This window comes from Anaerocolumna sedimenticola (assembly GCF_009931695.1).
Lineage (GTDB): Bacteria > Bacillota > Clostridia > Lachnospirales > Lachnospiraceae > Anaerocolumna > Anaerocolumna sedimenticola.
The window spans coordinates 1,636,335-1,662,957 of record NZ_CP048000.1 but is presented as its reverse complement, the minus strand read 5'-3'; the positions used below and the strand labels follow the sequence as shown (position 1 = coordinate 1,662,957).

Genomic DNA, 26,623 nt, shown 5'->3' with positions numbered 1-26,623 from the left:
TGATTTCTCATAGGTTAATTACTTCTAATTATTAGTATTACACAGATTCCTTACGCCTTAAATGCCTTCTTACCGTCATGTAACTTCCGATAAATCCGATACCGATACCAATACCTAAGGATATCGGTATCAAATTGGAGAAAATAACCTTGGCCTCTAAAAATTGAAATGCATGAAATATATTTATGTACTTTTCTGTAATATATGATATTACTTTATGATAAATGAAATATAATCCGATTATTGGAAGGATTGCACCGATGATTCCGATGATTACCCCTTCCACAATAAAAGGAGCCCTAATAAAGGTGTCGGTTGCCCCTATTAATTTCATGATAGAGATTTCTTCTTTACGGATTGCAATACCCATAGTTACCGTTGTACTGATTAAGAAAATCGCAACGGCCAAAAGTATTATAATAATAGCTGCCGACACATAACCTACCAGAGCATTAAATGTTCTAAACGTATTGGCAACCGAATCGGAATGGTTCACCTGTCTGACCCCGTCTAATCCTTCAATGAAATTAACCAGGGATTTCTGCATGGATACATCGTTTAAATATACGGAATAGGAAGCGGAATCTGCTAAAGGATTATCATCCCCAAAGGTCTCCGCCAGTTCCGGGTTTAGATATTTTTCTTTATAATTTTTCCAGGTCTCTTCTGCCGATACATATTCAACTGAGGCTACTTCCGCCCTGGATTTAATTTCTTCCCCTATTTTATCGATTTGTTCTTCACTGATCCCGGCATCAAAAAAAACCGTTACCCCAACTGAAGTCTCGGCTGTTTTAACCATATATTGAAAGTTAGCTACAACAAAATAAAATATGCCAAATAAAAATAAACATGCGGTTATTGTACCGATGGAGGCAAGAGAAAACATACGGTTTCTCCGTATATTTTTAATGCCTTGTTTTAAACTGTAAAAAAATGTACTAAAACGCATGAGTATACCCACCTTTTTGTTCGTCACTAATCAAAATGCCTTTACTTAATGTAATGACTCTCTTTTGCATCTTATCTACTATATCACTGTTATGGGTAACAACAACTACTGTGGTACCTTTTTTATTTATCTCATCCAAAAGACGCATAATCTCCCAGGAATTTTTGGGATCCAGATTCCCCGTAGGCTCATCCGCAAGCAAAATAACCGGGTTATTAACAAGCGCTCTTGCTAAAGCCACTCTTTGCTGCTCACCGCCGGATAGCTGCCCGGGCAATGCCTTATGTTTATCCGCCAGTCCCATAACAGACAAAATCGCCGGTACCTGTCTACGAATCATACTACTGGGAGTTTCAATTACCCTTTGGGCAAAAGCAACATTTTCGTAAACATTCCGGTCCTTAAGTAATCTGAAATTCTGGAAAACCACTCCGATACTTCTTCGGTATCTTGCAACCTGCCCGTGCCTTAACCTGGATAAATCCTTAAAGTTAACATAAATCTTACCGCTGGTAGGTTCAATTTCTTTTAACATAAGTTTTATCATAGTTGACTTACCGGAACCGCTGCTGCCAACAATAAATACAAATTCACCTTTGCGAATTTGTAAATTTATATTGTTAATAGCAGTGGTTCCTTTCTGATATGATTTCGACACTTGATCAAAGATAATTACCGGAGCATCCATATCTTTTAAATGTTTCTTTAAATCATAAGCCATTTTAATACTCCAAAGTCTCCATGTATTTCATGTATTTTACTACCATAAGTGCAATCTTAAAGGTAATCGCATCTTCAAATACCCTAAGGTCTAAGTTTGTACTCTTCTGCAGTTTGTCTAAGCGGTATACTAAGGTGTTACGGTGGATATATAACTGTCTTGAAGTCTCTGATACATTTAAGCTGTTCTCAAAGAACTTATTAATTGTAGATAATGTCTCTTCATCAAATTCATCCGGAGATTTACCATCAAAAATTTCCTTAATAAACATCTTGCATAAAGGCATAGGAAGTTGATAGATCAAACGACCGATCCCTAAGTTGCTGTAAGCTACCACATTGCGGCTGCTGTAGAAGATCTTACCAACATCAAGAGCCATCTTAGCTTCTTTATAGGATCTTGATACATCTTTTATTTCATTTACAATGGTACCAAAGGAAACATGAACCTTGGTCATCGCTTCCGTATTCAGCATGTCTAAGATAACCCTTGCGGTTTTATGCATATCTTCATAGGTCTCATTTGATTTCAGTTCTTTTACCAGGATGATGTTCTTTTCATCCACCGCCGTTATAAAATCTTTTGTCTTTCCGGAAAATAATCCTCTTACCGTCTCAAGAGCATTCACATCTTTTTCATTTTTGGTTTCAATAATAAATACAACTCTTCTGACATCCGTTTCAATATGAAGCTTTTTCGCACGGTTATAAATATCTACTAATAATAAGTTATCTAACAATAAATTCTTGATGAAGTTATCTTTATCATATCTTTCCTTATAAGCCACCAGTAAATTCTGAATCTGGAAAGATGCAATCTTTCCTACCATATATACATCATCGCTGTCACCTTTGGCTAATATAACATACTCTAACTGGTGCTCATCAAATACCTTAAAAAATTGATAACCTTGTAATACCTGACTGTCAGCAGGTGATTCCACAAAAGTTAATACTGCGCTTTCATATTCGTCTGCATTATTTATAGTAGTCGCTAAAGCTTTTCCCTCTGTGTCCATAACGCATAGATCCACTCTGGTAATGGCTTTTAATCCTTCGATGGTATTCTGTAATATCTGGTTCGAAATCATATCGTCACTCCTTTAATTTTAATAATTATGCAAAAATCAATTTTATATACGCTATTTTAACATTGTTTTCGTCGAAAGTAAACTAACTTTATAGAAATTTTATGATAAATTTAGTACAATACTGTCAAAACCTTGGAATTCTTAATTAGTTCAGTATCTAAACTATGTGATATGCAAAAAATTCCGTTAAAAAGGTAGGGAATACGAAAACTCGTACGCCCTACCTAATATGTTTTAATTAAAAAAGATTAGTGAGAAATAATCTGTTCTGTTTCTTTATCAAAAAGATGCATCTTAGCTAAATCAAAAGCGATTTTAATTGTATCGCCAGGTCTTGCAGTTGTTCTTGGATTTACACGAGCGGTAATATCAAATTGATCAACTGAGAAGTATAAGTTAACTTCAGCACCTAATAATTCATACACTTTAACAGTAGCCTCAATAACACTGTCAGGAGAACTGCTGATAAACATTTCTTCATCTTTTACATCTTCAGGACGAATACCGAAAATAACAGTTTTTCCTTCATATCCGCCATCGACTAACTTCTTAGCTCTTGCTTCAGGAACTTTGATGGAATTAGAACCGAAAGATAATAATACATCGGAACCTGATTTAACAACTTTTGCTTCAATCATATTCATCTGAGGAGAACCAATGAAACCAGCTACAAATAAATTGTTAGGAGCGTTGTAAAGGTTTTGAGGTGAATCTACCTGCTGGATAACACCATCTTTCATAACAACGATTCTGGTACCAAGAGTCATAGCTTCTGTCTGGTCATGGGTTACATAGATAATCGTTGTCTGTAAATTCTGATGTAATTTGGAAATCTCGATACGCATCTGAACTCTTAACTTAGCATCCAGGTTGGATAAAGGTTCATCCATAAGGAATACTTTAGGATTACGTACGATTGCACGACCCATAGCAACACGCTGTCTCTGACCACCGGATAAAGCCTTTGGTTTACGGTCTAAGAGATGTTCGATATCAAGAATTTTTGCTGCTTCATGTACTAATTTATCTATCTGATCCTTTGGAGTCTTTCTTAATTTAAGACCAAATGCCATGTTATCATAAACCGACATATGAGGATATAACGCATAGTTCTGGAATACCATCGCGATATCTCTATCCTTTGGTTCTACGTCATTTACTAATTTTTCACCAATCCATAATTCACCTGCTGAAATTTCTTCCAAACCTGCGATCATACGAAGAGTTGTAGATTTACCGCAACCAGATGGTCCTACGAAGATGATGAATTCCTTATCAGCTATTTCAAGATTAAAATCTTTAACAGCTACAAAACCATTAGGATATGTCTTGTTAATATTTTTTAAAGATAAACTTGCCATTTCTCATTTCCTCCCTAAATTCAATGTCTTTTTGAGTACACTGCCTTGTACTATTACTATATGACTTATCATACACCATTAGCACTTTGAAAGCCATATCCCAATTTAACAAATTAATTTTTTTCCTTTTGTATAATTTGTATATTCGTTTTTAAAATAAGTACTTTTACCGATTTTTTTTATATTTTTAGATAAAATTACTGTCTATATTCTCTAAAGCCTTCTCCCGTGACCTCTCTGACATCACTTACAATAATAAAAGCTTTCGGGTCGATACTTACCGCAATATCAGTTAATGTCACGATTTCTTTCTTGGATACCACACAAAAAAGCATCTTTTTATCCTTATTGGAATACATACCGGTAGCCGAAACTCCCGTTACTCCCCTGTCAAGCTCCTTCATGACCTGCTTTGCAATATCGTCATAATAATCCGAAATAACATAAGCCATTTTGGCGAATTTTAAACCCTCTAAAATACTGTCGGATATTTTAGCCGTAATATAAACTGCTATAATGGCATATAAAGCTTTGGTCAAACCAAAGCTGATAACGCCTGCCAGCACAATTAAACCATCTATTACAGTCAGGATCTGCGGTACGGTATAATACGGTTTAAATTTGTGGACTACCATGGCTAAGAGGTCCGTACCCCCGGTGGAAGATAATGTCATAAAAACCAGGCCCAAGCCGGCTCCGCCCAATACTCCGCCGAAAACCGCAGCCAGCAGGTAATCATTATAAACAATGTCATAGGTCGGTATGATATATAACGCAATTGATAAACTAACCGTAGCAAAAAATGTATTTTTTAAAAATGCTTTGCCCCTGACTAGCCAGGCTGCCAGGAATAAAGGTATATTAAGTAAGATATTCGTAAGCCAAATAGGAATACCGCCTTTAATCCAGATACTCGTAACTTTTTTAATAACAATTGCAAGACCCGTGACCCCTCCGGTAACCATTTCCAATGGGTCATATACTAAATTAACCGAAGCAGCCATCAATAATGTACCTGCAATAATCAGTAAATAATGACCTGCATTGGTTTTCTTAAATATCTTTTCCATATTTTTTTCGCCTTTTCTTAATTTTGACTTCTTAGAAATATATAAAATCAGCAGCCAGACTGTCCTTCAAATTTTTTTCCTAAACAAAACAAGGTAAGCAATCTGAAAACACAGGCACTTTTCCATATTGTAGTATATCAGAAAATAATTAGAAAGACAAGCCGACTTATCCTTGCTTATTCGACACCCGGAAGTTATATTTTCTTTTTATTTGATCTAATTTGTAATTTCTCCATTATAATTATATTATTACCGGAAAGTGCCTTTTACATAACTGATCATAGGATTTTTAAGGAAGAAAGATGATTTGAAAGAGCTGTTACTATTTAGTAAGCTGTTTAATAAGCTTTAGTCAAGAGCTTTAATTAACCTATCCGGATACAGCCGGTTTTATTAGATATTATTATTGCGTATTTACAATACTTAGCTTTATCCTGAATTCTTCACAGGAATCAATTTCGATGTAAAAAGGAATCGCTTCAAATCCTCCCACCGGATTAAAAATCCGGTTAATTTCTTTATTGGCAGGTTCTGTTGAATCTAAAAGTACTTTCTTATCAAAACCTTTTTCTATATGTAACTTAAGCCTGGATTCAAGAAGAACAAATCCGCTTTGGGTCTGTATAGAATAACTGCTTTCATTCAATTGTCCGGCACTATGCCCGCTTGGAGATATAACGGGAATATAAAATCTGGATTTTTCCGCCGTGGTACTGCCTATAATTAATAGTTCCGTATCCCTTAGTTCATACTGCAGGCGAAATGTGTCCGTTCCCTGCTGCTTTTTGTCCGTCAGCCTTCCTTTGGTAATTATTACTATATTATCACCCTCGTAACTCTCTACATGGGCAGATTTATCATTGATATTTCGATAATACTTTCCCTCTTTACAGAATTCGATCCGGGGAGTCAGACAAATATTTTTTGTATACTGCGGCAATTGCATATTATTTGGTTCTACCAGATAATAATCAGTCATGGTACCTGCCAAAACCGGTCCGGCTGATTTACTCCATAACATGGTAATGGCTCCACCGGTTGCATGTCCTTCTTCACTATACTCAAAATCATAATCGGATACCGTCATTCTCCATTCTCCTTTAGCTGCCAGAGTTACATGTACGCTGGGAAAATATCTGATGCTCTCCTGCTCCTCTCTGGGAAGTTTCTTACCGGGTTCCGGTCTGATTCCGTGTTCCAGCATAATAGCCAGGGCTTTGGCATGGCAAAAGGTGTGATGTACACAAGGCGGTTCGTCCGCACTGTAATACATCGGCCCTCCATACAATAATCCGTTATGGGTACATTCTTTTAGCAATAGGGTATTCCGGTAAACCGCTTCCGCAAATAAAGGATTACGGCCGGCCAAAAGCCCGTATCCCGCCTGGCATCCGTCAGAAGTGCGGCTTCCCCAGTAACTCCATTTATTATTCCTCGTTCCCCAGCTGTTATCCCAGGCTCCGTCAGGCAGCATAAAGAAAAGATGAGTCTCCATGGATTCCATAACAATTTTAAGAGTTTCCTCATCATTTCGCAATAATGCATAGGTAACAAGGCCGGGCAGGGATTCTTCCACATTATATCCTAAATCCACCGGGCGGCAGCCTTTTTTAGTAATGCCGTCACGTGGTTTGCCCTCCCCATATAAAAGTCCGTCTTCCGTAAAATAGTGAAGTGCTTCTTTCGCAAGCTTTTGTGCTTTTAATGCAAAATCAGTGTTACTTAACAATTTTGAAGCGATTGCCATAGCGGCGGCGCAGGTTACGGGATAATTAATATTCCCTCCCAGTTTTTCTATATTATGATACAAGTAATCGGCAGAGATCTGAAACCGTTTTAACCATAAGGCTTTCGTTTTCTCATCCAATAAATCCTGGTGGTAATATAGAGCTTCCCCTAACTGGATAGCGGCAAATACCGTGATTCCTTTCCATTCACTGTTGGTATCGTTATTATAACTTCCATCCGGCCTTACCATATTCTCCGACCAATGAAAAAGTAACTTGGCACATTCCAAATATTTATTTTCCCCGGTAACAGAAGCCATATACATCATGGGATATATGGCATCCCCGCAGCGCCCGTGAACTCTTGCACAGGCGGGACATAAAATACCCCCGTACAGTTCTTTTTTCTTTATCTCGGTAACCTGCAGATTTATTAATGCATCACACCATTCCTTTAGTAATTCAAAATACATAATTATTTTCACCCCTGCTTTTTGTAGATTTGTTTAAATTCATCCTTATATAGCTAGTAGTGTATTTAAATTTGATTCTCAATCTGTACACCCCTTTTACCAAAAAGTCTCACAGTTTGTAAGCAGCCTTACAATCGCTTCAAAATAGAAATAATCCCCCCAGATTACGCATTCTTCAAATCCGTCGTGGCGGTGATACATTCCATCCGTAAGCAAACCATTCGACTCTTTCAGATCTTTCGTACTGTAGTTTTCGTACAGTGATTTTATAATGGAATAAACTGTTTTCTCATAGAGACTCTTTTCTTCTCCCTCCGCAAACTGGCATAATTCCAGTAAACCGCAGCAGAAAATTGAAGCGGCTGAGGTATCACGAATATCCGGATTGGCATCCGTAAAGTAAAAATCCCAATATGGTACGAAATCTTTCGGTAAATTTTCCATAAATACTCTAGCTGTCTCTTTTGCTATATGCAGAAATTCTTTCTCTTTGGTATAACGGTAGGAAAGCGCAAACCCATACACTGCCCAGGCCTGGCCTCTGGCCCAGGTGGATTCATCCGCATAACCCTGATGGGTTTTTCCGCATACGGCTTCCCCTGTCTCCGGCCTCATTAAATAGGTATGATAGGTGGTAAAATCCTCCCTTACCAGATATTTACCCGCCGTTTTGGCATGATTTAAGGCTGTTTCATAATTCTTATCTGTCCCCGTCCAATAAAGCAGGGGTAAATTCAGCATCGTATCAATAATAATCTTAACCTCCGGATAGGTTATACCCATCTCTCCCCAAGCCTGAATATACTTTCCCTTTTCATTATAACGTTCCGTTAATACTTCTGCTGCCAGATTGGCAAGATCCTGTGCCCGTTTATTGCCTGTTAACTTATAAGCCGCCACACAGGTTAACGTGTACAGAAAACCTAAATCGTGGCTGATATGTTTTCTGTTTATGATCCGGTCTTCAAAACTGTCCAAATAAGCTTCGGAATGGGACAGGTACTTTTTCTCTCCGGTCATCTGATATGCCAGATAACAAATCCCCGGGAAAAACGAAGCGGTCCATAAAGTATTCTTCTCCCCCGTATAAATATTGTTTTTGCTTACATGGGGATATTCCATAACAAATATATCAAGTCCTAAGTCTACTTTTTTTAAGATTTCCTTTAATGCTTTTTGATATAATTTATCATCAAAAACCGCATTCATAACATCCTGATTCATTTTGTATTCCTGCTTTCTTTATATGATTCAGGTAATTGCGAAAAAAGTATTCAGTATCCAGAAATTGCAAAGATTCGCAAATACCTGTTCTTTATTCCTTTACCGCTCCGATTAAAACACCCTTCGTAAAATACTTCTGTAAAAAAGGATAGATACAAAGTATCGGTACCGTTGCTACCACAATGGTGGCATATTTAATGGTCATACCTACGGATTCCTGATCGGCTGCACTGACACCTGCCGTCATGGAACCAACATCATTTTGCATTAATATTTCCCTTAAGATAACCTGCAGCGGATACAGTTCCCTCTTCCTAATGATGGTAGAAGCCCAGAACCATCCGTTCCAGATACCGACACCGTAATAAAGGACCATAACTGCTAAAATTGCTTTGGACAGGGGAAGTATGATAGAAAATAAAATCCTGATGTGCCCGGCTCCGTCCATTTCTGCGGCTTCAACGAGACTATCGGGAATACTTTCAAAGGAGGTTCTTAAAATAATGAGATTATAGGTATTTACCATAAAAGGTATAATCAAGCCCCATAAAGTATTCGTCATATGTAAGTCTTTTAAAGTTAAATAAAAAGGAATCATACCACCTGAAAAAAACATGGTAAAAATTATCAAAAGCATAACCGGTTTTTTTAGCAATACCCCTTTACGGGATAAAAAATAAGCACCGATGGATGTCATTAAGATATCTAGAAAGATTCCTATAATTAATATAAACAGGGTATTGGCGTATCCTTTTAATATCATTGGGTTTTGGAATACCTTTTTATAAGAATCCAGACTAAACCCTAAAGGTTTTAATAATATACCGCTGTGCTGGGTCAGTAAGTTACTGTCACTAACGGAGGCTACCGCTACATAAACAACCGGATAGAGACATATGAGCATAATAAAAGCAAGTATAAAATAATTAAATCCGGAAAAAACAATCTCTCCTTTTGATCTTTTAATCTTCATCTTCTTTTTCCTCCTACCACAAACTTGTTTCACTAAGCCGTTTGCTCAATTTATTCGTAATGATCAATAGTATTAAATTAATTACAGAGTTAAACAGGCCAATAGCAGTGGAATAACTCCAGTTCTGCTCTAAGAGACCAATACGGTAGACATAGGAGGATATAATATCTGCTGTTTCATAGGTAGACGGATTATATAAAAGAATGGTTTTTTCATATCCTATACTCATTAAGGATCCTATTTTTAAAATTAACATTATTACAATTGTGGGCATGATGGACGGAATTGTAACAAATAACAGCTGCTTGAACTTACCGGCTCCGTCTATCATAGCCGCTTCATATAACTGACTGTCTACGCCGGATAATGCAGCCAGATAAATAATGGAGCCCCACCCGATTTCCTGCCATATACTGGACACTATGTAGATAGATCGGTATAAATGGGGATTTTGCAAAAGCGGGGATCTTTCTCCTCCAAAAAATACAATGATATCATTGATCAATCCGGTAGACATGGTAAAGTTTACAATCATACCGGTTACCACAATCATAGAAATGAAATGAGGAAGATAAGTAACTGTCTGGGCAAGACTTTTAAATCTTTTATTTCTGACTTCATTTAACATAAGAGCCAATAAAATAGGAGCCGGAAATCCAAATAACAGGGAGTATAAACTTAACAACAGGGTGTTTTTTATAATACGAACAAAATATACACTATTAAAAAAGCGGATAAAATTATCAAAACCCACCCAGGGGCTGCTCCATATCCCAAGGGCCGGTGTATACCGCTTAAATGCAATAATGGCTCCATACATGGGTTTATAGCTAAATAACAGGTAAAATAATATAACAGGTAATACAAGAAGATACAGCGAGTAATTTTTACGTAAATCTCTCTGTATTCTATAAAGTAAGCCTTTTGGCTTCATAAATTAATTCATCCTTTCCCAAGTATTCCTATAACTGCCCCAAACCCGGTAATAAAAACAGGTATTGGGGCAGAGGGTTTTGTAAACTTATTAACGGGAATTATAACGTTCCAATGCGGCATTCTCAATTTCTAAGGCGCGATCAAGTCCCATGCCTTCGATTGTTTTTACATAATCATCAAATTTATCAAGACTTTCTTCGCCGAAAATGAATTTTAAAGCCATTTCGTCACGATATGTATTAATTTCGTTCATTATAACGGACATTTCCTGACTTTCTTCCGAAGTAGGTGTAATCGGAGGAATTTTATGTGCTTTACCGTTATGTTTACCCCAGATTGGATTGGCTTCTTTCTGGGTATCAATCGTATAGTACTGTTCCAGATAACGTTTATCCTGTACAAAAGGTCCGTTATAGTTGCCTCGGATATAAGCAGAAAGAGATTGTGCAAGCGGCCATCCGTCTGCGTTTTTCATTACCTTATCCGTATAGGTCGGATAACCGTCAACCATCGTGTAAGATTCTCCCTCTACACCAAAGTTAAACAGCATATGTCCTGTATCACTGTAAGCATAGTCAAGTAATCTGGCAGCTGTTTCAATATCCTTGCAGCTTGTTGTAATGGCTACACCACCCTGGTTCGGGTATCTGTTTTCGATCTGGCCCATTTCCGGGAAATCACCTTTTTTCAATGTAGGAACCGGAGCGGCTTGTAACATATAGTTTGGATCTGTTGCAGTTGCTGCTGCAATCAGTACACCCATGGTACTTCCTGCCCAGCCGATGGTAGCACCTGAACTTCCGTTCGTCATCTCAGCGCTTACCTGGTCTTTTCCTAAAGTAGCTAAATCCTGATCAATTAAACCTTCCTTATACCACTGTGCAAAGGTTGTAAGGAATTGTTTATATCCGTCTTCCACAGCACCAAAATGAACTTTGCCGTCGGAATTCAAATAAAATGTTTTAGAGGTATTATAAGCATAGGCAAACGGATTTTCTTCCGTTAATACGGGCATGGTATATTCAAAGGTAAAGGGAGAGGTTGCACCTTTTTCTTCTTTGAACTTCGTAAGTACGGTATGCCATTCCTCTATGGTTGTAGGTACTTCCAGATTCAATTCTTTCAGCCAGTCCTGACGTAACATTAATCCAATGGTATTACATAAACTTTCATCCCCTCTGATAAAAGGAAATACATAATAATTTCCATCGTCTGTTTTAATCATTTTATCGATGTCCGGATTTGCTTTTAAATAAGCCATTAAATTCGGACAGTATTTTTCAAACACATCATTTAAAGGAATAATTGCATTATCACTGATTGCCTTTTCAGGACCGCCCGGATAAGTCATCCAGGGATATTCAATCATATCCGGAAGATTACCGTCTGCTAACAATAAACTGAATTGTTCCTGATCCTGACCTGCCGGCGGATGTTGGAATTCAATCTGTACCCCGGTCTGTTCCATCCAGGCCTTTGCAAAAGGTGTATCCCCAAGATTTGAAAAGTTAGCGGAAACATTTCCATTTAACCCGGTCCAATAGGTAAGTGTTTTACCGGATGTCATAGGATAACTGAATTCTCCGCCACCCCCTGCTTCACTTGATTCCGTACTTTCCTTCTGGGTTCCGGAAGCCGCATCTCCATTCGTATTTGTTTCTTTACTCGGTCCGCTGCATCCTGCAAGTAAAGACATTACAGTTGCTGTGACTGTTACCATAGTAAGCAGTTTTCTTTTAAACATAAAAAAACCTCCTCATATAATTACTTCCCGCTTTATTACAGGAAAACTTTTTCGTTCGTGATCACGTAAGCACATTATAAGCCGTGAGCAAATACAAAGATATATTAAAAATTTTAAATGTGTGATGATATCTTAGAATGTGACATATTCAAAATTCAGGATATATGTTCAATTCATAAAATCCATGGATTTTATAATGCTTTACGCATCTGTCCCGGAGTAATCCCTGTTTGCTTTTTAAAAACGCGGATAAAAGCACCGCTGTTACGAAAGCCGACTTTCTGGGATGTTTCCACCACACTGCAGCCCTGTTCCAACAGTTTTTGTGCCTCTTTGATTCTGACCGCATTAATATATTCCAAAAGGCTGTCCCCTGTCTGTTTTTTAAACAACGTAGATATATAGGCCGGTGTGATATCAAAATGCAGGCCGGTTAAGGAAATATTTAAATCAGGATTCTGATAATTTTCCATAATATATTCCATGATTTTTTTGCTCAGCTGCTTATTGCTTTCATTGACACTTTGTTTTTTTACAATCTCGCCGCATAATAGATCAACTATTTCTTCAAACCTGATCTTAATGTCCATAAGGGGAAGTTTTGCAGACAATTTCCTTGAAATATCAAGATTGGCTAATACATTACCGCATCCGCTGATATCCGCTCCTTTCATTAACGTACCCATCATATCAAAGATAAGGCATCTGCGGATATCAATGGAGATATTATTGGTGCCGTAATTAACATCCAGTACCTTAAAGATATATTCCTTGGCTGCTTCCCCATCTCCTACCTTAATGGCATTTATCACTTTCTGTTCCATTTCCATGGGATACTGATAATTCGTCTGCAGATTTTTAATTTCATCATACATAATAATATCTGTTTCCAGAAGTCTTATATATTCTGCTGCTTCATTTGCAGCCACATAAGATGCGTGTATCCCCTCCAGGCCGTATTGAACGTCTCCGGCCAAAGCAACGGTATGAACTCCAAAGCTTTCTATGATTTCCTGCTGCACAAAATATATGACTTCTTTTAGAATATCCAATAAATCCAGACTGTCCTCCGGTAAATTTACAATAACCGCCACCCGGTCGCCAATGGAGGTAACTTCCAGATTAAAATGATCACTGGCAACTTCCGTGAATATGTTCGTTATGATAAATTTATACAAATCCAGGCTTTCTTCATAGGAATCTGTACTGGTTTGGTTTTTGACAGAGGGAATAATGGCAAAGAGGACTGCTATATTATAATCTGAATTTAATTTCAGATTAAACTTCTGAAACTCCTCCATACCGTTCTGTTTGTTAAAGGGATATTCCAGCAGGCGGAATATGTAATAATCTTTTAATATTTTTTTATTATTGGAAAGTATAAGGCGTGTATCCTTTCTTTCTTTAAATATATATTTTGCTTCCTCCATGAGCCACTGGTACTCATTTTTCTCCTCATCCATGGTCCGGTTGTCCTGGCCTTTAAAAAGATCTAATATACCTTTTAAGGGATTATAATTGGTTTTTGCAAGGAAATAAGAAAAATAAGAGCCGACGAAGATACAGATAAACAAGCCAATCAAACTGAAATACCGGATGCTTTTCGCGCTTTTTTCTATCAGGGAATTGGGAGTAAGACATACGTATTTCCAATCTACCGCATCTGATTTTTCTATTGAAATGACGTAAGATTTATCCTTAATATCTTTATAGAAATGCTTACCGTCCGTTAGATTTTTGTAGTTCAAATCTTTATCCAAGTCCATATTTTTATTACTGTTGATAATCTCATTATTGCTGTTTAGTACCAATATCCTTAAACTATCATCCCATTTCATATTATCCACTATTTTCTGGAGTTTTCGCTCGTTGACGGTAATTACGATTGTACCGGAATCAAGTCCGCCCGGTGTCTCCAGGGTTGTCATGGCAAACAACAGGACATTTTCACCATTTAACTTATGAACCGGTATAATATCCTGTACAAATTTTTCACTCATTAACTCTTTAAATTTAACGAAATCATATTCCTTATTTTCGTAAAATAAATGATAAAACAATTCTCCCGACATATTGCCTTTAATACTGGATACAGTTCCGGTATTATTAAAATAAATGAAGATATCTTCTATAAAATCATCGGTCATATTTAAATTCTTTAGTGTGTTTACCAGATGATATAACAGGATTTGATCTTTTGAAGTAACATAGTCCTTAATAATAGTCGCCGACTGTGCATCTTTATCCAAAGCAATACGGGTAAATAACTTCTTTATTTCATTGATATGATTGTCTATTTCTACTTTAACAGAACCCATAAGTGCATCGTTCATTTTATTGGACTGGGTTTTGGTAATTTGCAAAGAATACATATAGATACCAATACTTAAGATAATTGGTATAACAAGAATAAACAAATATGATAGGAACCATTTAATAAGTAAGGTTTTGATTTTTGATTTCATTATGCTACCCCCTTGTAACAATATTAACCTCATGTATAAGATTGAAACTTACGCCCCTGTCAATTTTACTTATTTTTTTTGTAGTTGTATATTATCAATTTTTAAAAACCATGATAAAAATTTAAACTTTTCGGTTTTATGCAGAATTATCTGCCATTTTTTATTATAATTTAGGTATAAATGATATTATCTGGTGAGTTATGGTAATAATATTTGAAACTCCGATATTGTTGGTATTTGTGATTCATCTTATGCAATTCCGGAGCGGAAGCAAACGGAAGAAACGCCCCCACGGAATTAGTATAAGGTGTTTCACAAATTCAAAAATTTACTAGTTTCACAATTGCCTAGTATGATATAATGAACTGGATAATCAATTACATATAAGTTAAATCGGGTACCAAATGGTCACTCAGCTATAACCTTTTTGACACCCAAATCGTAATATTTAATAAATTGAATCAGAAACGGAGTTATTATGAGAAGAAATACCGTATTAGTTACCGGTTCTTCCAGAGGAATCGGCAAAGCCATCGCACTGAAATTTGCAAAAGAAGGTTTTAATGTAATTATAAATTGCGCCCATCACGAAAATGAATTGTTATTGGTAAAAGAAGAGCTGGAAAGCTATAACGTCTCCTGTTTTACTTTTGTGGGAGATATGGGAAATTTTGAAGAAGTTAAACATATGATTACTTTAGCAAAACAGCAATTCGGTAACATAGATATTCTGGTTAATAATGCAGGAATCTCCCACGTTGGATTATTTACGGACACGGATATCCATACCTGGAACCGGATCATTGCAACTAATTTAACCTCCGTTTATAACTGCTGTAATTTAGTAGTTCCTGATATGATAGCCAGACAGAAAGGTAAAATTATAAATATTTCTTCCGTCTGGGGCAGTGTGGGAGCTTCCTGCGAAGTTGCATATTCTGCTTCAAAAGGGGGGATTAATGCCTTCACCAAAGCCCTGGCAAAAGAACTTGCTCCTAGTAATATTCAGGTGAACGCGGTAGCCTGCGGAGCCATAGATACCCGGATGAACCATTTCTTAAACGAAGAAGAACTCTCAGCTTTAATAGAAGATATCCCCGCCAACCGGTTGGGTAAGACGAATGAAGTGGCTGATTTCGTTTTTCAACTGGCAGCGGGAAATGATTATTTAAACGGTCAGATTATCCATTTGGACGGCGCATGGATATAGAATATAACCATTAATTTTAGCTGGTATAATATACAAACGGCAAGATCGATTGGTCTTTTCTGTCAGGCCTTAAACCTGATCCTTTTCCAGAGGCCTCATAATAGGAAATAATATGGAATCCTTAATGTTGTCCGTTCCGAGCAGTACCTGTATGATTCTGTCAATTCCCATTCCCCAGCCTGATATAGGCGGCATACCATATTCCATTGCAGTAATATAATCCTTATCCATTACCATGGCATCTTCATCCCCTTTTGCATTCAGATCAGCCTGTTCCCGTAACCGCTTCGCCTGTTCTCTCGGGTCTACCAGCTCGGAGTATGCATTGATTACTTCCACTCCATCGATAACCAGCTGAAATCGGTCGGTTATTTCCGTATTATTATCATTTGCCCTTGCTAAAGGTGAAAGAGCGATGGGATGTTCGGTTAAAAAGGTCGGATGGATCATCATAGGCCGGCTTACTTTCTTATATAACAGATCAATTAAATTGCCAAGGCCTAACAGGTTTATATCTGTTTCCGATTCCAATGTGATACCTTTCTTCGTAATTTCACACAGTAATTCCTCTGCTGTTTTGAAATCATTAATATCAATTCCGCAATCTTTTAAGATCAAATCTCTGAAAGAAACAACCGGCCATTTGGATAAAAAGTCGATTTCCCTGTCCTCAATCTTAAGTTTCGTACTTCCAAATACCTGCTGCACCGCCTGCAAAAGCATTTTCTGTATAAATTCCATATTGTCTTTATAGTTATAATAAGCACAGTAACACTCCAGCATGGTAAAATCCTGCAGATGTGTGGCATCCATTCCCTCATTACGGAAACATCTTGCAAATTCAAACACTCTTGTAAAACCACCTACAATTGCGCGTTTTAAATAGGTTTCCGGTGCAATTCTCAGATACACATCCATATCCAGGGCATTATGATGGGAAATGAAAGGGCGGGCCGATGCGCCGGACGGCTTATTGATTAATACTGGTGTTTCGATTTCCATATAACTGTGATCCTCTAAAAACCTGCGGATTGCTTTTATAAAATCGGACTTATTCAGAAACCTCCTCCTGGTATCTTCATTCATAATTAAATCCAGGTATCTCTGCCGGTAACAGATATCAGTATTATTAAGTCCATGAAACTTTTCCGGTAAAGGTTTAAGCGCTTTGCCCAGAAACCAAAAGGCATTTACCCGGATTGTTTTCTCTCCGGTCTGTGTGGTAAATAATTCTCCGTTTACACCAATAAAGTCTCCGATATCAAAACATTTCTTAAAGAAATCATATTGTTCTTCCCCTACCACGTCTTTTTTCAGTGCAGCCTGAATATGTCCGGTAATATCGGCTATGGTTATGAAAGTTAACTTTCCCATTTTGCGGATAAAGGTTATTCTTCCTGCTGTCTTAATGTCTGTCAGCCCGTCCGGTTTATCCGTTAATTCAAAGAGTTGATGGCTTACTTCAAACCGCTCCGGATAGGGATTGGTTATCTCGGTTATTTTATCTAATTTTTCTCTTCTGACTGTTTCCAATGTTGATTCCATGGTATATACCTCCTTACGATACTTGAAAATTAAACAGTTTTCATGATAATCATGGCAATCATCTTATCATCATGTTTCTGATAAGTTATCTAATACGTTTCTTTTATTTTTGTTTACTATTAATTCTAATCATTTGTGCTTATTAATAAATCTCGATCTATTGTTCTTATAAATAAACCTCAATCTATTGTTCTTATAAATAAAATTACAGTATTAACACGGTCCAATTAGAAATGATATAAAAAAAGCCCCCTTCCTTGATTTTATTCAAGGACGAGAGCAAAGCTTCGTGATACCACCCTGTTTCATCTATATCTCACGATACAGACCTCCACAAGTACGAGTATTAAAGTTTAATACTGATACTCTGACGCTGTAATGGGCGCTCCCATCGTAGCCTCAGCATAATCACAAGATGCAGTCGGTACGCGGCTCCAAGTCTTTATTTCAATAATGCTTTCTGTACCTCTTCCCACCAAACGAGGCTCTCTGTGACCTATTTCATTATCTACTCTTCTTTTCATAGCCTTTTACTTATTATATTACCAAATGCTATCATACTTTTTAATGGTTGTCAATTGGCCTGTTACTTTGGTACTAAAAGCAGCAACTGCTTTGAAACTTACAGTATTATCATTTTACCCGGATGAATGGGCAGTTAAATTATTTCATTGCTTTTATCATCATTGTATGATTTTCTAAATAAGTCCCTAATTGGTCAACTTCTTTAAACCCAGCCTTTTTTAACAGTAATATTTCATGCTCTAATGTAAGCGGAGTATCAAAATGTACTAATGCATTATCGGGTATGTGATTTTTTATTCTTCTTTTTTCACATTCTTCAAAAAGATATCCTTCCATTTCATTAGATTCCGCAGCATAATCTCCTTCGACATAACAACCTCCGGCTTTTAAACTATCATAAATCTTCTTAAAAATTTCTATTTTCTTTTCCGGCTTAAAATGATGCAGTGTCTCAAAAGACACGGCTGCATCAAATTTACAATATCCAAAAGATTCAAGAAAATAATCTCCACAGATCAAATTCAGTTTTCGTTCCCCGTGTTTATCTTTTAATTTCTTTAACATAGCGGATTCCAAATCAATCCCTGTTACTTCCATATCCGGAAACTTTTTAAATATCTCATCCAATTCCAATCCTGTTCCGCAACCGATATCTAATAAAGTTTGTGTTCCTTCCGGTATCAGATCAGCCATCCATTTATAATAATCTTTCCACGGATTCATATGAGACTCGTATCCGTCCACTCTTTTCTTAAAGAAGTCCCCCATTTCTTCTAATGGTTCGTCCTTTGTTTCTTCCAGCCATTGTTTTATTTTATGAAATTCACTCATTGCCTTTCCCCTTTTCTTCTATTTTATATCTAATCATTTTGGTATCTGAATTATAAATTCTGTAATTAGTATAAATTCCATAAAACTAAAAAACCACCTCAAACATTTTTATAAATAAAAATAAGCTCTTTTGCTTATTCTTCCGGTTGTTATTATTTCAGCTATTATTTCGTCCTGCCATTATTACTCTAATCGTACATTAATGTGATTATAATGCTATAATATGGATATTTTAAAGATTTAATCATTCCCGGCTGCTATAATACTAATCGTTGGAGAAACCTTCAATTAATAATAATTCGAAAGGGAGTAAGGAAGATGAGTGAAACAAAGAAATGCAAGTACTGTCAAAGCGAAATTGACAAAAAGGCTAAGATTTGCCCGAATTGCAGAAAGAAGCAAGGAGGAGGAATACTAAAATTTGTTATGATTGGTATCATTGTAATCGCCTTAATCGGATTCCTTGCAAGTTTAAATGAACCTACGCAGGTAGCAAATACCAATAATGCAGCGAATCAACAGGATACCAATAAGTCATCTATTGATTCAAATACGAAAGCCACCGCAAACTCCGAAGAAACGGAAACCTCCGAAGAAAAAGAAGCAAAGGATGATTTCGTAGCTTTAGGTTCCGAAGGCCAATCGGAAGATTTAGTATTAAAAGTAAATGAATTCGGTGATACGGATGAAATCGTAGAAAATGATTTTTTAAGTTACAAACCAGACAGCGGTAAATATGCCATAGTAAATATCACAATTAAAAACGCCGGGAAAGAGGCAGTTTCATTAACAAACGGATATTTCAATTTAATAACTGCCGACGGAGCGGAATACACACCTACGATTTTAATCGGATTAGATAATAAATACATCAGTTTTGAAACAATAAATCCCGGATTGGACGTGACCGGTAACCTTGTATTTGAAGTGCCGTCTGATTTAAAAGTAACGGATACTACACTACAATTTTCAGGAACCGGATTGTTTTCGGCTTCTACCAATTTCAGTTTAAAATAAAAAAAATGAGCTGCTGCAAAGTCTTAAAGTTACTTAACTTGCGCCTTGAATAGGTACTTATATTCTCCCGCAAGCTTATACTCTAAATTTTACTGCAGCTCTTTTATACTTTATTTTAGTAGCCTATATCGTCATTTTTTATCCTATTACTTTTTTAGCCTATGACTTTCTTAGGCTATGACTTTCTTTACCTCGGTTAAACGCTCGTTAAACTGGGTATAAAAATCTGTATCCGTTTCATATTTCTTTACATAAAAGGTATTTAACAAATACATATTAATATTTTTTATCTGGTTCTCATCCTGGGTATTTTTTATTATTTCTTCCACATCATTTAAAAAATAATGCCAGTCAATTAAAAAACGTTCATTTTTCTTATAATCCGGTGTATCAATCCACTTGCTGACTTTTTTCATTGTCTTCGAATTATGATTACATTCATTTATCTGTAAAAAATATTTAAACCCATGATTCTCATAATACCGCCCGAGCGGGAATATTCTGCATATTCCCGGTCTGTTAACATGGATACTGCATTTACCTTCCTTATTTAAAAAAGCACAGCTCTCATATAACCCTGTCATTTTAAGATTGGGCAGGATAATTCCGTCCACTACATTGAGTTCGATTTTATCCGCCAGTAATTTTTCAAATGTAAGATTCAGTTTGATTGTCAACCGGTAGATGTCAAAAGGATCTAAAATTATGGAATTGCCCATTCTATGACAGCAGGAAGCTGCTCCCTTACAGCCATTGCAATTTACTTCTACCAAATCATCTATACCAAATAGTCTTCCATCCGATATTTCATCCAGACTACAATTTCTTTTCATTAAATTTTCCTCTCTTGTTTCAATCATATCATCGATGCCTGAAGCATCTTTGTAATATATTATTATAACATATTAATCGCCGACTGCAAAGTTTGGATCATGTTCAAATTTTGCGGAACAATTAACTCTTTAGATACAATAGTGGAGTTTCCCAATTACCTAAGAAATAAATTTACTAATATAAAATTATTATTTATCTTAAGCGCAGTATAATAATTGTATGTCTTTTATACTTCATGCATGGGATAGTTCTGGGAAACTTTCTATTATCCTCATATCCGTTTTAATCTTATTGCCAAGAATAAAAAATGTATTATTTTCTGTTGATACTTCAAACCGGGTAAGGCCATTGACCTCCTGAGGTGTAAACGAAAATAGAACTTTCTTAATTTCCTTCCCAAATTCCTCCCATATGTTATGCATTGCTATCTCTCCCCCGGCAAATACGTCAAACAATACCAGTGTATCTTCCTTAATTTCTGCTATAACATATGCATCCAGCTTCTCAATATAAAAAACATTATCCTGCATAAATTGAGTTAAATAGAACATCATCAAACCATCATTGACCATGGCTGCCATTCCCAGACTGGTCCTTTTATTCTTCTCACATAAAAAATAGTCCCAGTCTTTCTTTGATTTCATCGGTACATGTTTTACATTCCGTTTTCCCATACAGTTGGTATCCGTAAAATACCGATATTCCTTTATAGCTGTAAAACCAAATTTAGGGTAAAAATCAAGTACGCTGTCATTTGCATATAAAAATATACCGTCATATTCCGCATATTCTTTCAGGATAATTCCCATAAGCATTTTACTAAATCCCTGCTTTCTGTATTCCTCATCCGTCATCACCGTACCAAGTTGTATGTAATGCCTATTTTCATTATAGTACTTAAAATCCATGACATTAATAGATATATTAGCAATAACTTTATTATCCAGTATAACCGAATAGGGAATATATTTTGGAGTCCAATAACCGTTCCGGTACCAGTTTTCAAAATTTAGACCAAATGTTTTCTCTGCTAATTCAATAAACGACTTTCTTAAAGTATCATCTTTCTGATAACCCTTTTTTATAATGACATCCATAATTTCCTCCTATTAATAATTTAACTATTATTAATTATAAATTATGTTAAGATGAAAAACTACCTCAAATATTAGTTCGAGGGTTGTTTGTTCAAATATTTCTTTCCCACACTAAATCCTCGGCCTCTAACTTCACTGACACGGCTAATCATAACAAAAGCCTCTTCATCAATTTGATGCACCAGTTTTTCTACTTTGTAAAGTTCCCTGTTTGAAACAACACTTAATAAAATGTCTGTCTCTTTTTCCAGATAACCCGTCCTGCCGTGCAAAAGCGTTACTCCCCTGTCAATCTCTGAGATAATTGCTTCTTTAATATCTTCTGCTCTGTCGCTTACTATTTTTAGCTGCATTTTATTTGTGCCCAGCATAAGAAGCCTATCCAGAACAATGGAATAAATCAGCACTAAAACAATACCATAGAGAATTTTTTCTTTATCACTGAATGCCGCCTGTAATGTAAGTATGAAACAATCTGCTATATATAAGCTTAATGACACCGGTACCCGTACATATTTACTTAGAATCAACGGCGGTATATCCATACCTCCCGTACTTGCTCCTGCTCTGATAACAAGGGCGATTGATGCACCAATACAAATTCCTCCAAAGAGGGTGCATATAAAAATATCATCCGTCACCCTATATTCTCCGCCCCATTTTTGTAACAGTCCCAGGGCAAAAGGATAACAAAATGTACTGATCAATGTTGTCAGCGCGAAATTCTTACCCAGAAAAATGAAACCTAGCAGAAACATACAAACATTAAAACCCAAAACAAAATAAGATACGGGCAGACCTATAAAGTGGTTAATACTTATTGCAATCCCTGTTGTACCTCCGGTAATCAGTTCCGAAGGAAGAATAAAAAATACTACCCCCGCTGCATAAATAAAATTTCCTAATATAACTATTAATATATCAATCAGTAATTTAACCTTTTTCATCAATACCTCCATAAAAAAACACGCCTGTTAGTTTTTCCCTAACAGACGTGGATCAAGGCACTTGCCTAATACTTTAAATTATTTATACCATATCCTTTTTAAAACTGCAACCCCTAACTTCTAGTGGAAACCAAACCTATAGCTGTCTTTCCAGGAGATTAATAGTTTATGTAATCCTACCTTCCATTACTTTTTTCGATATTATCTTACTGCCGGAGGTTAAATACAATACCTCGTTTAGATATTCGTCTGAAAATACCGCTCTGATTAAAAATCTGTTCGTAATAACTTGCTGCATATTCCATCTGCTTTTCCTCCATCCTTTATAGGGCAGTAGCGAACTTCCGGGAAGTCTTCCGATATGCCGTAGGAGATATCCCTCTTTTAGCCGTAAATTGTTTTATAAAGTAAGTATCATACTCAAATCCGGCAGAACGTGCAATTTCATTCAAGCTCATATTGGTATGAGTCAGAAGATCCCCCGCAACTTTCAATCGGTGCGACAGCAAGTAACCCATTGCTGTACATCCGCATCTTTCCTGAAACATTTTATTGAGTGACACACGATTCAGGTGCGCACAATTAGTTAAATCTTTTAAACTGATTTTATCGGAGTAATTTGTGTGTATATATGCTAAAACTCTATCAACAGGTGATTGTCCGTTCTGACGGTTTAAATCCTCAAGTAACCCCGAAATTTGTATGAGGTATCTTTTAATTCTGCATACCCAGAGTGTATCACTTTGCGCATATACTTCTGTTCCAAGCACAAAAAACCATTCCAGTAATTGTGGATAAGCTCTCTCGGTTACAAGGGGAACTCCGTTATGTGTATCATCTCTCTGAAAAAGCGACAGAACTGTTTGTATTTTTAAATTAGTTGAAATGAAATCCCTCGTTTCAGAAATTGTGACGAAGCTAAGAAAATCCGGATGAAAACTGAATGACTGAGCGGAGACATTGTACTTTTGAACAACCTGTATCGTATCATCTTTAGCCAGGCAAAGAACACCAGGTGCAGAAATTGTAATTGGGCATTCGTTCAACAGCCCTTTTATACTTCCACTCGTAACAAATACCAGAGTAAACCGCTCCGGATAGGGAAGATTATTAAAATCCTCCGCTGCAACAAATTCAATATATACAGTTCTCTTTTTATGGCGGTCAAATTGTGGCATGGTTCTCACCTTCTAACATATAGTATAGTAAAATGCTTCATATATAACATTGTATCACAAAAACTTAAACGATATAATAAGAACGCAAAATAATTTTAACACAATATAATTTAAAAAAGAAAGGTGGTTGCTATGGGAATTAATATAGCAATAAATGGTTTTGGCAGAATTGGAAGACTTGCATTTCGACAGCTTTTTAATACGGAAGGATATAGAATTGCAGCTATTAATGACCTTACGAGTCCGCAGATGCTTGCACATCTGCTAAAGTATGACACAACTCAGGGGTGTTATGACGAAAAAATTGGTTATAACGAGAACAGCTTGACCGTAAATGGTGTGGAGATTCCGATATATGCCGAAAAAGACCCAAGGAGTCTTCCCTGGAAAGAATTACAAATAGATGTTGTTCTGGAGTGTACAGGCTTTTTCGCGTCAAAAAAAGCATCGGCTGCACATATTGAAGCAGGTGCAAAAAAGGTACTAATATCCACTGCCGCCGGAAAAGATGTTTCCACCATCGTTTACGGTGTAAATGAACACACACTGACGAAAGACGATACCATTGTATCGGCTGCATCCTGTACCACGAACTGCCTCGCTCCAATGGCATATTATTTAAACGAGCTTGCACCTATCAAAACAGGTTTTATGACAACAATACATGCCTATACTAATGACCAGAATACCCTTGACGGCCCTCACGCCAAAGGCGACTTGCGACGTGCGCGCTCTGCGGCCGGTAACATCATACCTACCTCAACAGGGGCGGCAAAGGCAATCGGGTTGGTTATCCCGGCCTTAGACGGCAAACTGGATGGCACTTCCCAAAGGGTACCTATTATGACCGGTTCACTAACCGAATTGACCGCAGTTGTGGACGGTTCCGTAACAGTAGAGCAGGTCAACGAAAAAATGGAGCAATCCCAATCCGATGAATACGGATATACGGATGAATTGATTGTTTCATCCGATATAATCGGCATGACTTACGGCGGCTTGTTTGACGCAACTCAGACGAAAGTATCAAAATTTGGTAACAATACTCTGGTGAAAATCGCTGCCTGGTACGATAACGAAAACTCTTTTACCAGCCAAATGATTCGTACTGCAAAATACCTCGCAAAATTATGATGTGTGGCGGGCTATAATGTCCGCCCACCAGAACTGGTTTTTAATAGATTGATGAGCCGGTGTTATAAAGTGAACTCTTAGAATTAGATTTCTGTCTGACCTTAGGAGCTATATTAAAAATGCCGGCTCTTTTTTATATCACATCACCAGTTAGTTACAATCACCTTTTTAAAGAGCGATATGACTTTGTTCAACTATATATTCAAGAAACTTATCTGCTTCTTTGGCTATTCATACTGCTGTCCCATATTCATTATATCATTTTTACAAATTAATCTTTATTATTTATTAAATCACCTTGTCTGATAGCTTTCACTATATCGAGAAACCAAAAATACATATCATTTTCACCTAAAGCATTCATTTTATCTTTATTTAAAATAACCTTTCCGTCTTTTATCTCTGAAATACTGAAAAGCGGTTCAAAATTTAAATTTGCTATACTGCTAAATTTATTCCATTCTTCAATCGTAAATATCCCCTTATCTACTGCTCTTTTTAAAATTTGATATGCTCCCCTGTGCATCAGTTTCAAACCATTATTAAAGTCAATCATCCTACACAATTGTATATCGATGGAGTTCCATAAACTTTCAATACTTTCCTGTCTTTTATATAAACTTTCCAGACTCATATCACCTGTACTAAAAATGTCCTTCAGCAATCTATCATAGTTTAGCGGCTTCCATTCCAAAGTTCTGCTCATATGGATCAGCCACTTATCATGAGGGATATATTCTTTATTTGCTATAAATAAGGATGATATCAGGGGTTTTACAGCATTATTAAAACAATAATGTCCTTGAAGAATATCCTCCCTGTGGATCCATATGTCACCTGCAAGCCTATAGTTCCACCAAACATCAAACATCAGCCTTTCGGCTTGAGAAACTTCACTTTCCTTTTTCAGTTTCATTTCAAACAGACTTTTGAGTTCTCCATTATTATCATAAATAATCTTCGCATAAGACAAATCCCATAATGTTGTACTGTCATAATCCCGTTTCAGCTCTTCTTCGTAATTTACAGTTTTAACATCATACAGATATCCATCAAGCATTGTAATTCCAAGAGCAATCGGAGTTTTTTTCAAATTATAATTTTCGTAGGCATCTTTATGCAGAAAGATAACAACATCTATTTCTGACAAATAATCAGCATACCCTCTTGACATACCACCATCCAGCATAATACCCGCAATCTGATCAAACGCTTTAATTTTATCCATATTCTTATCAAGCGCATTTATAAGCTCTTCTAAATTATTATCTTTCTTAACACTAACATAAGGTCTGCTATTTTTCATAGTTACCTCCATCTTAAAATATAAAAAGCTGCGGAAATCTCCACAGCTAATTAATTGTTGAATTATATGCGCGGAAAATGCCATGAAAATCATATTTTGTGTATAGAAAAGAGACTGCCATTGAGCAGTTTCCATATTTCTTTTCAATTATGATCTTTTCTTCACTTCCACGTGCGACTTATATTACTGATTATGTAATATCAAGTGAACCGGATATCGTCACCTCAAAAGTTTCATAAAATTCATGTTTTTATATTTATATC

General features: G+C 36.5%; 22 protein-coding genes. 3 read left to right on the top strand and 19 right to left on the bottom strand.

Features of this window, described 5'->3' with window-relative positions; all coding sequences use genetic code 11:
- Positions 1-37: 37 nt before the first annotated feature.
- The 11 genes from ftsX to Ana3638_RS07435 form a co-directional block, all read right to left on the bottom strand.
- Positions 38-952: a permease-like cell division protein FtsX gene (gene ftsX, locus Ana3638_RS07485; protein ID WP_161837468.1), complete on the bottom strand. Its 915-nt coding sequence runs from the start codon at positions 950-952 to the stop codon at positions 38-40.
- Positions 942-1,673 carry a cell division ATP-binding protein FtsE gene (gene ftsE / locus Ana3638_RS07480; protein ID WP_330587922.1) on the bottom strand — a complete coding sequence of 244 codons (732 nt, stop codon included), beginning with the start codon at positions 1,671-1,673 and terminating at the stop codon, positions 942-944. The genes ftsX and ftsE overlap by 11 nt, the downstream gene beginning before the upstream one ends.
- Before the next feature lies 1 nt (position 1,674).
- Positions 1,675-2,763 (bottom strand): PucR family transcriptional regulator, encoded by a 1,089-nt coding sequence (locus tag Ana3638_RS07475; RefSeq protein ID WP_161837467.1) that lies wholly within the window; start codon positions 2,761-2,763, stop codon positions 1,675-1,677.
- Between the two features lie 248 nt (positions 2,764-3,011).
- Entirely contained in the window at positions 3,012-4,124 is a 1,113-nt protein-coding gene (locus Ana3638_RS07470; RefSeq protein ID WP_161837466.1) for an ABC transporter ATP-binding protein, read from the bottom strand.
- A 197-nt stretch (positions 4,125-4,321) separates the two neighbouring features.
- Positions 4,322-5,194, bottom strand: a complete 873-nt coding sequence (locus Ana3638_RS07465; RefSeq protein WP_161837465.1) for a YitT family protein — start codon at positions 5,192-5,194, stop codon at positions 4,322-4,324.
- Between the two features lie 403 nt (positions 5,195-5,597).
- Positions 5,598-7,394, bottom strand: a complete 1,797-nt coding sequence (locus Ana3638_RS07460) for a hypothetical protein (protein ID WP_161837464.1) — start codon at positions 7,392-7,394, stop codon at positions 5,598-5,600.
- A 96-nt stretch (positions 7,395-7,490) separates the two neighbouring features.
- Complete coding sequence (locus tag Ana3638_RS07455) at positions 7,491-8,618, bottom strand: glycoside hydrolase family 88 protein (RefSeq protein WP_161837463.1); 1,128 nt, start codon at positions 8,616-8,618, stop codon at positions 7,491-7,493.
- Positions 8,619-8,709: 91 nt separating this feature from the next.
- The gene (locus tag Ana3638_RS07450; RefSeq protein WP_161837462.1) at positions 8,710-9,591 is read right to left on the bottom strand and encodes a carbohydrate ABC transporter permease; all 882 of its coding nucleotides are present in this window, start codon (positions 9,589-9,591) and stop codon (positions 8,710-8,712) included.
- A 13-nt stretch (positions 9,592-9,604) separates the two neighbouring features.
- A complete protein-coding gene (locus tag Ana3638_RS07445; RefSeq protein WP_161837461.1) occupies positions 9,605-10,525 on the bottom strand; it encodes an ABC transporter permease in 921 nt (306 codons plus the stop codon).
- A gap of 90 nt (positions 10,526-10,615) precedes the next feature.
- Entirely contained in the window at positions 10,616-12,271 is a 1,656-nt protein-coding gene (locus Ana3638_RS07440) for an extracellular solute-binding protein (RefSeq protein WP_246240865.1), read from the bottom strand.
- Positions 12,272-12,462: 191 nt separating this feature from the next.
- Entirely contained in the window at positions 12,463-14,736 is a 2,274-nt protein-coding gene (locus Ana3638_RS07435; RefSeq protein WP_161837460.1) for a helix-turn-helix domain-containing protein, read from the bottom strand.
- Between the two features lie 478 nt (positions 14,737-15,214).
- Between Ana3638_RS07435 and ymfI the strand changes: the two genes are divergently transcribed.
- The gene (gene ymfI, locus Ana3638_RS07430; RefSeq protein WP_161837459.1) at positions 15,215-15,946 is read left to right on the top strand and encodes an elongation factor P 5-aminopentanone reductase; all 732 of its coding nucleotides are present in this window, start codon (positions 15,215-15,217) and stop codon (positions 15,944-15,946) included.
- A gap of 69 nt (positions 15,947-16,015) precedes the next feature.
- Here ymfI and lysS read toward each other — a convergent pair whose 3' ends face one another.
- The 3 genes from lysS to Ana3638_RS07420 all read right to left on the bottom strand — a co-directional run bounded on the left by lysS (position 16,016) and on the right by Ana3638_RS07420 (position 18,847).
- Positions 16,016-17,491 carry a lysine--tRNA ligase gene (gene lysS / locus Ana3638_RS07425; RefSeq protein ID WP_161837458.1) on the bottom strand — a complete coding sequence of 492 codons (1,476 nt, stop codon included), beginning with the start codon at positions 17,489-17,491 and terminating at the stop codon, positions 16,016-16,018.
- 353 nt (positions 17,492-17,844) lie between these two features.
- Positions 17,845-18,015, bottom strand: coding sequence for a hypothetical protein (locus tag Ana3638_RS27235; protein WP_456298143.1), 171 nt, complete (start codon positions 18,013-18,015; stop codon positions 17,845-17,847).
- A gap of 139 nt (positions 18,016-18,154) precedes the next feature.
- Positions 18,155-18,847 carry a class I SAM-dependent methyltransferase gene (locus Ana3638_RS07420; protein ID WP_161837457.1) on the bottom strand — a complete coding sequence of 231 codons (693 nt, stop codon included), beginning with the start codon at positions 18,845-18,847 and terminating at the stop codon, positions 18,155-18,157.
- A 318-nt stretch (positions 18,848-19,165) separates the two neighbouring features.
- Here Ana3638_RS07420 and Ana3638_RS24605 point away from each other — a divergent pair, with 318 nt between their 5' ends.
- Entirely contained in the window at positions 19,166-19,864 is a 699-nt protein-coding gene (locus Ana3638_RS24605) for a DUF4352 domain-containing protein (protein WP_202621582.1), read from the top strand.
- Positions 19,865-20,034: 170 nt separating this feature from the next.
- On the opposite strand, the gene Ana3638_RS07415 is transcribed toward Ana3638_RS24605, so the two are convergent.
- The 4 genes from Ana3638_RS07415 to Ana3638_RS07400 all read right to left on the bottom strand — a co-directional run bounded on the left by Ana3638_RS07415 (position 20,035) and on the right by Ana3638_RS07400 (position 23,920).
- Positions 20,035-20,697, bottom strand: coding sequence for a YkgJ family cysteine cluster protein (locus Ana3638_RS07415; RefSeq protein WP_161837456.1), 663 nt, complete (start codon positions 20,695-20,697; stop codon positions 20,035-20,037).
- 234 nt (positions 20,698-20,931) lie between these two features.
- Positions 20,932-21,795, bottom strand: coding sequence for a GNAT family N-acetyltransferase (locus Ana3638_RS07410; protein WP_161837455.1), 864 nt, complete (start codon positions 21,793-21,795; stop codon positions 20,932-20,934).
- A 71-nt stretch (positions 21,796-21,866) separates the two neighbouring features.
- Positions 21,867-22,742 (bottom strand): YitT family protein, encoded by an 876-nt coding sequence (locus Ana3638_RS07405; protein ID WP_246240862.1) that lies wholly within the window; start codon positions 22,740-22,742, stop codon positions 21,867-21,869.
- A gap of 323 nt (positions 22,743-23,065) precedes the next feature.
- Positions 23,066-23,920: a helix-turn-helix domain-containing protein gene (locus Ana3638_RS07400; protein ID WP_161837453.1), complete on the bottom strand. Its 855-nt coding sequence runs from the start codon at positions 23,918-23,920 to the stop codon at positions 23,066-23,068.
- A 132-nt stretch (positions 23,921-24,052) separates the two neighbouring features.
- Here Ana3638_RS07400 and gap point away from each other — a divergent pair, with 132 nt between their 5' ends.
- Positions 24,053-25,054, top strand: coding sequence for a type I glyceraldehyde-3-phosphate dehydrogenase (gene gap / locus Ana3638_RS07395; RefSeq protein WP_161837452.1), 1,002 nt, complete (start codon positions 24,053-24,055; stop codon positions 25,052-25,054).
- 271 nt (positions 25,055-25,325) lie between these two features.
- Here the strand turns inward: gap and Ana3638_RS07390 are convergent, their stop codons facing one another.
- The gene (locus Ana3638_RS07390) at positions 25,326-26,360 is read right to left on the bottom strand and encodes a DUF4037 domain-containing protein (protein ID WP_161837451.1); all 1,035 of its coding nucleotides are present in this window, start codon (positions 26,358-26,360) and stop codon (positions 25,326-25,328) included.
- Between the last annotated feature and the right edge of the window lie 263 nt (positions 26,361-26,623).

What these genes read in the sequence shown, in the direction of transcription:
- ftsX (WP_161837468.1), bottom strand. Translation starts at nt 952, where the DNA reads ATGCGTTTTAGTACATTTTTTTACAGTTTAAAACAAGGCATTAAAAAT.
- ftsE (WP_330587922.1), bottom strand. Translation starts at nt 1,673, where the DNA reads ATGGCTTATGATTTAAAGAAACATTTAAAAGATATGGATGCTCCGGTA.
- Ana3638_RS07475 (WP_161837467.1), bottom strand. Translation starts at nt 2,763, where the DNA reads ATGATTTCGAACCAGATATTACAGAATACCATCGAAGGATTAAAAGCC.
- Ana3638_RS07470 (WP_161837466.1), bottom strand. Translation starts at nt 4,124, where the DNA reads ATGGCAAGTTTATCTTTAAAAAATATTAACAAGACATATCCTAATGGT.
- Ana3638_RS07465 (WP_161837465.1), bottom strand. Translation starts at nt 5,194, where the DNA reads ATGGAAAAGATATTTAAGAAAACCAATGCAGGTCATTATTTACTGATT.
- Ana3638_RS07460 (WP_161837464.1), bottom strand. Translation starts at nt 7,394, where the DNA reads ATGTATTTTGAATTACTAAAGGAATGGTGTGATGCATTAATAAATCTG.
- Ana3638_RS07455 (WP_161837463.1), bottom strand. Translation starts at nt 8,618, where the DNA reads ATGAATCAGGATGTTATGAATGCGGTTTTTGATGATAAATTATATCAA.
- Ana3638_RS07450 (WP_161837462.1), bottom strand. Translation starts at nt 9,591, where the DNA reads ATGAAGATTAAAAGATCAAAAGGAGAGATTGTTTTTTCCGGATTTAAT.
- Ana3638_RS07445 (WP_161837461.1), bottom strand. Translation starts at nt 10,525, where the DNA reads ATGAAGCCAAAAGGCTTACTTTATAGAATACAGAGAGATTTACGTAAA.
- Ana3638_RS07440 (WP_246240865.1), bottom strand. Translation starts at nt 12,271, where the DNA reads ATGTTTAAAAGAAAACTGCTTACTATGGTAACAGTCACAGCAACTGTA.
- Ana3638_RS07435 (WP_161837460.1), bottom strand. Translation starts at nt 14,736, where the DNA reads ATGAAATCAAAAATCAAAACCTTACTTATTAAATGGTTCCTATCATAT.
- ymfI (WP_161837459.1), top strand. Translation starts at nt 15,215, where the DNA reads ATGAGAAGAAATACCGTATTAGTTACCGGTTCTTCCAGAGGAATCGGC.
- lysS (WP_161837458.1), bottom strand. Translation starts at nt 17,491, where the DNA reads ATGGAATCAACATTGGAAACAGTCAGAAGAGAAAAATTAGATAAAATA.
- Ana3638_RS27235 (WP_456298143.1), bottom strand. Translation starts at nt 18,015, where the DNA reads ATGAAAAGAAGAGTAGATAATGAAATAGGTCACAGAGAGCCTCGTTTG.
- Ana3638_RS07420 (WP_161837457.1), bottom strand. Translation starts at nt 18,847, where the DNA reads ATGAGTGAATTTCATAAAATAAAACAATGGCTGGAAGAAACAAAGGAC.
- Ana3638_RS24605 (WP_202621582.1), top strand. Translation starts at nt 19,166, where the DNA reads ATGAGTGAAACAAAGAAATGCAAGTACTGTCAAAGCGAAATTGACAAA.
- Ana3638_RS07415 (WP_161837456.1), bottom strand. Translation starts at nt 20,697, where the DNA reads ATGAAAAGAAATTGTAGTCTGGATGAAATATCGGATGGAAGACTATTT.
- Ana3638_RS07410 (WP_161837455.1), bottom strand. Translation starts at nt 21,795, where the DNA reads ATGGATGTCATTATAAAAAAGGGTTATCAGAAAGATGATACTTTAAGA.
- Ana3638_RS07405 (WP_246240862.1), bottom strand. Translation starts at nt 22,742, where the DNA reads ATGAAAAAGGTTAAATTACTGATTGATATATTAATAGTTATATTAGGA.
- Ana3638_RS07400 (WP_161837453.1), bottom strand. Translation starts at nt 23,920, where the DNA reads ATGCCACAATTTGACCGCCATAAAAAGAGAACTGTATATATTGAATTT.
- gap (WP_161837452.1), top strand. Translation starts at nt 24,053, where the DNA reads ATGGGAATTAATATAGCAATAAATGGTTTTGGCAGAATTGGAAGACTT.
- Ana3638_RS07390 (WP_161837451.1), bottom strand. Translation starts at nt 26,360, where the DNA reads ATGAAAAATAGCAGACCTTATGTTAGTGTTAAGAAAGATAATAATTTA.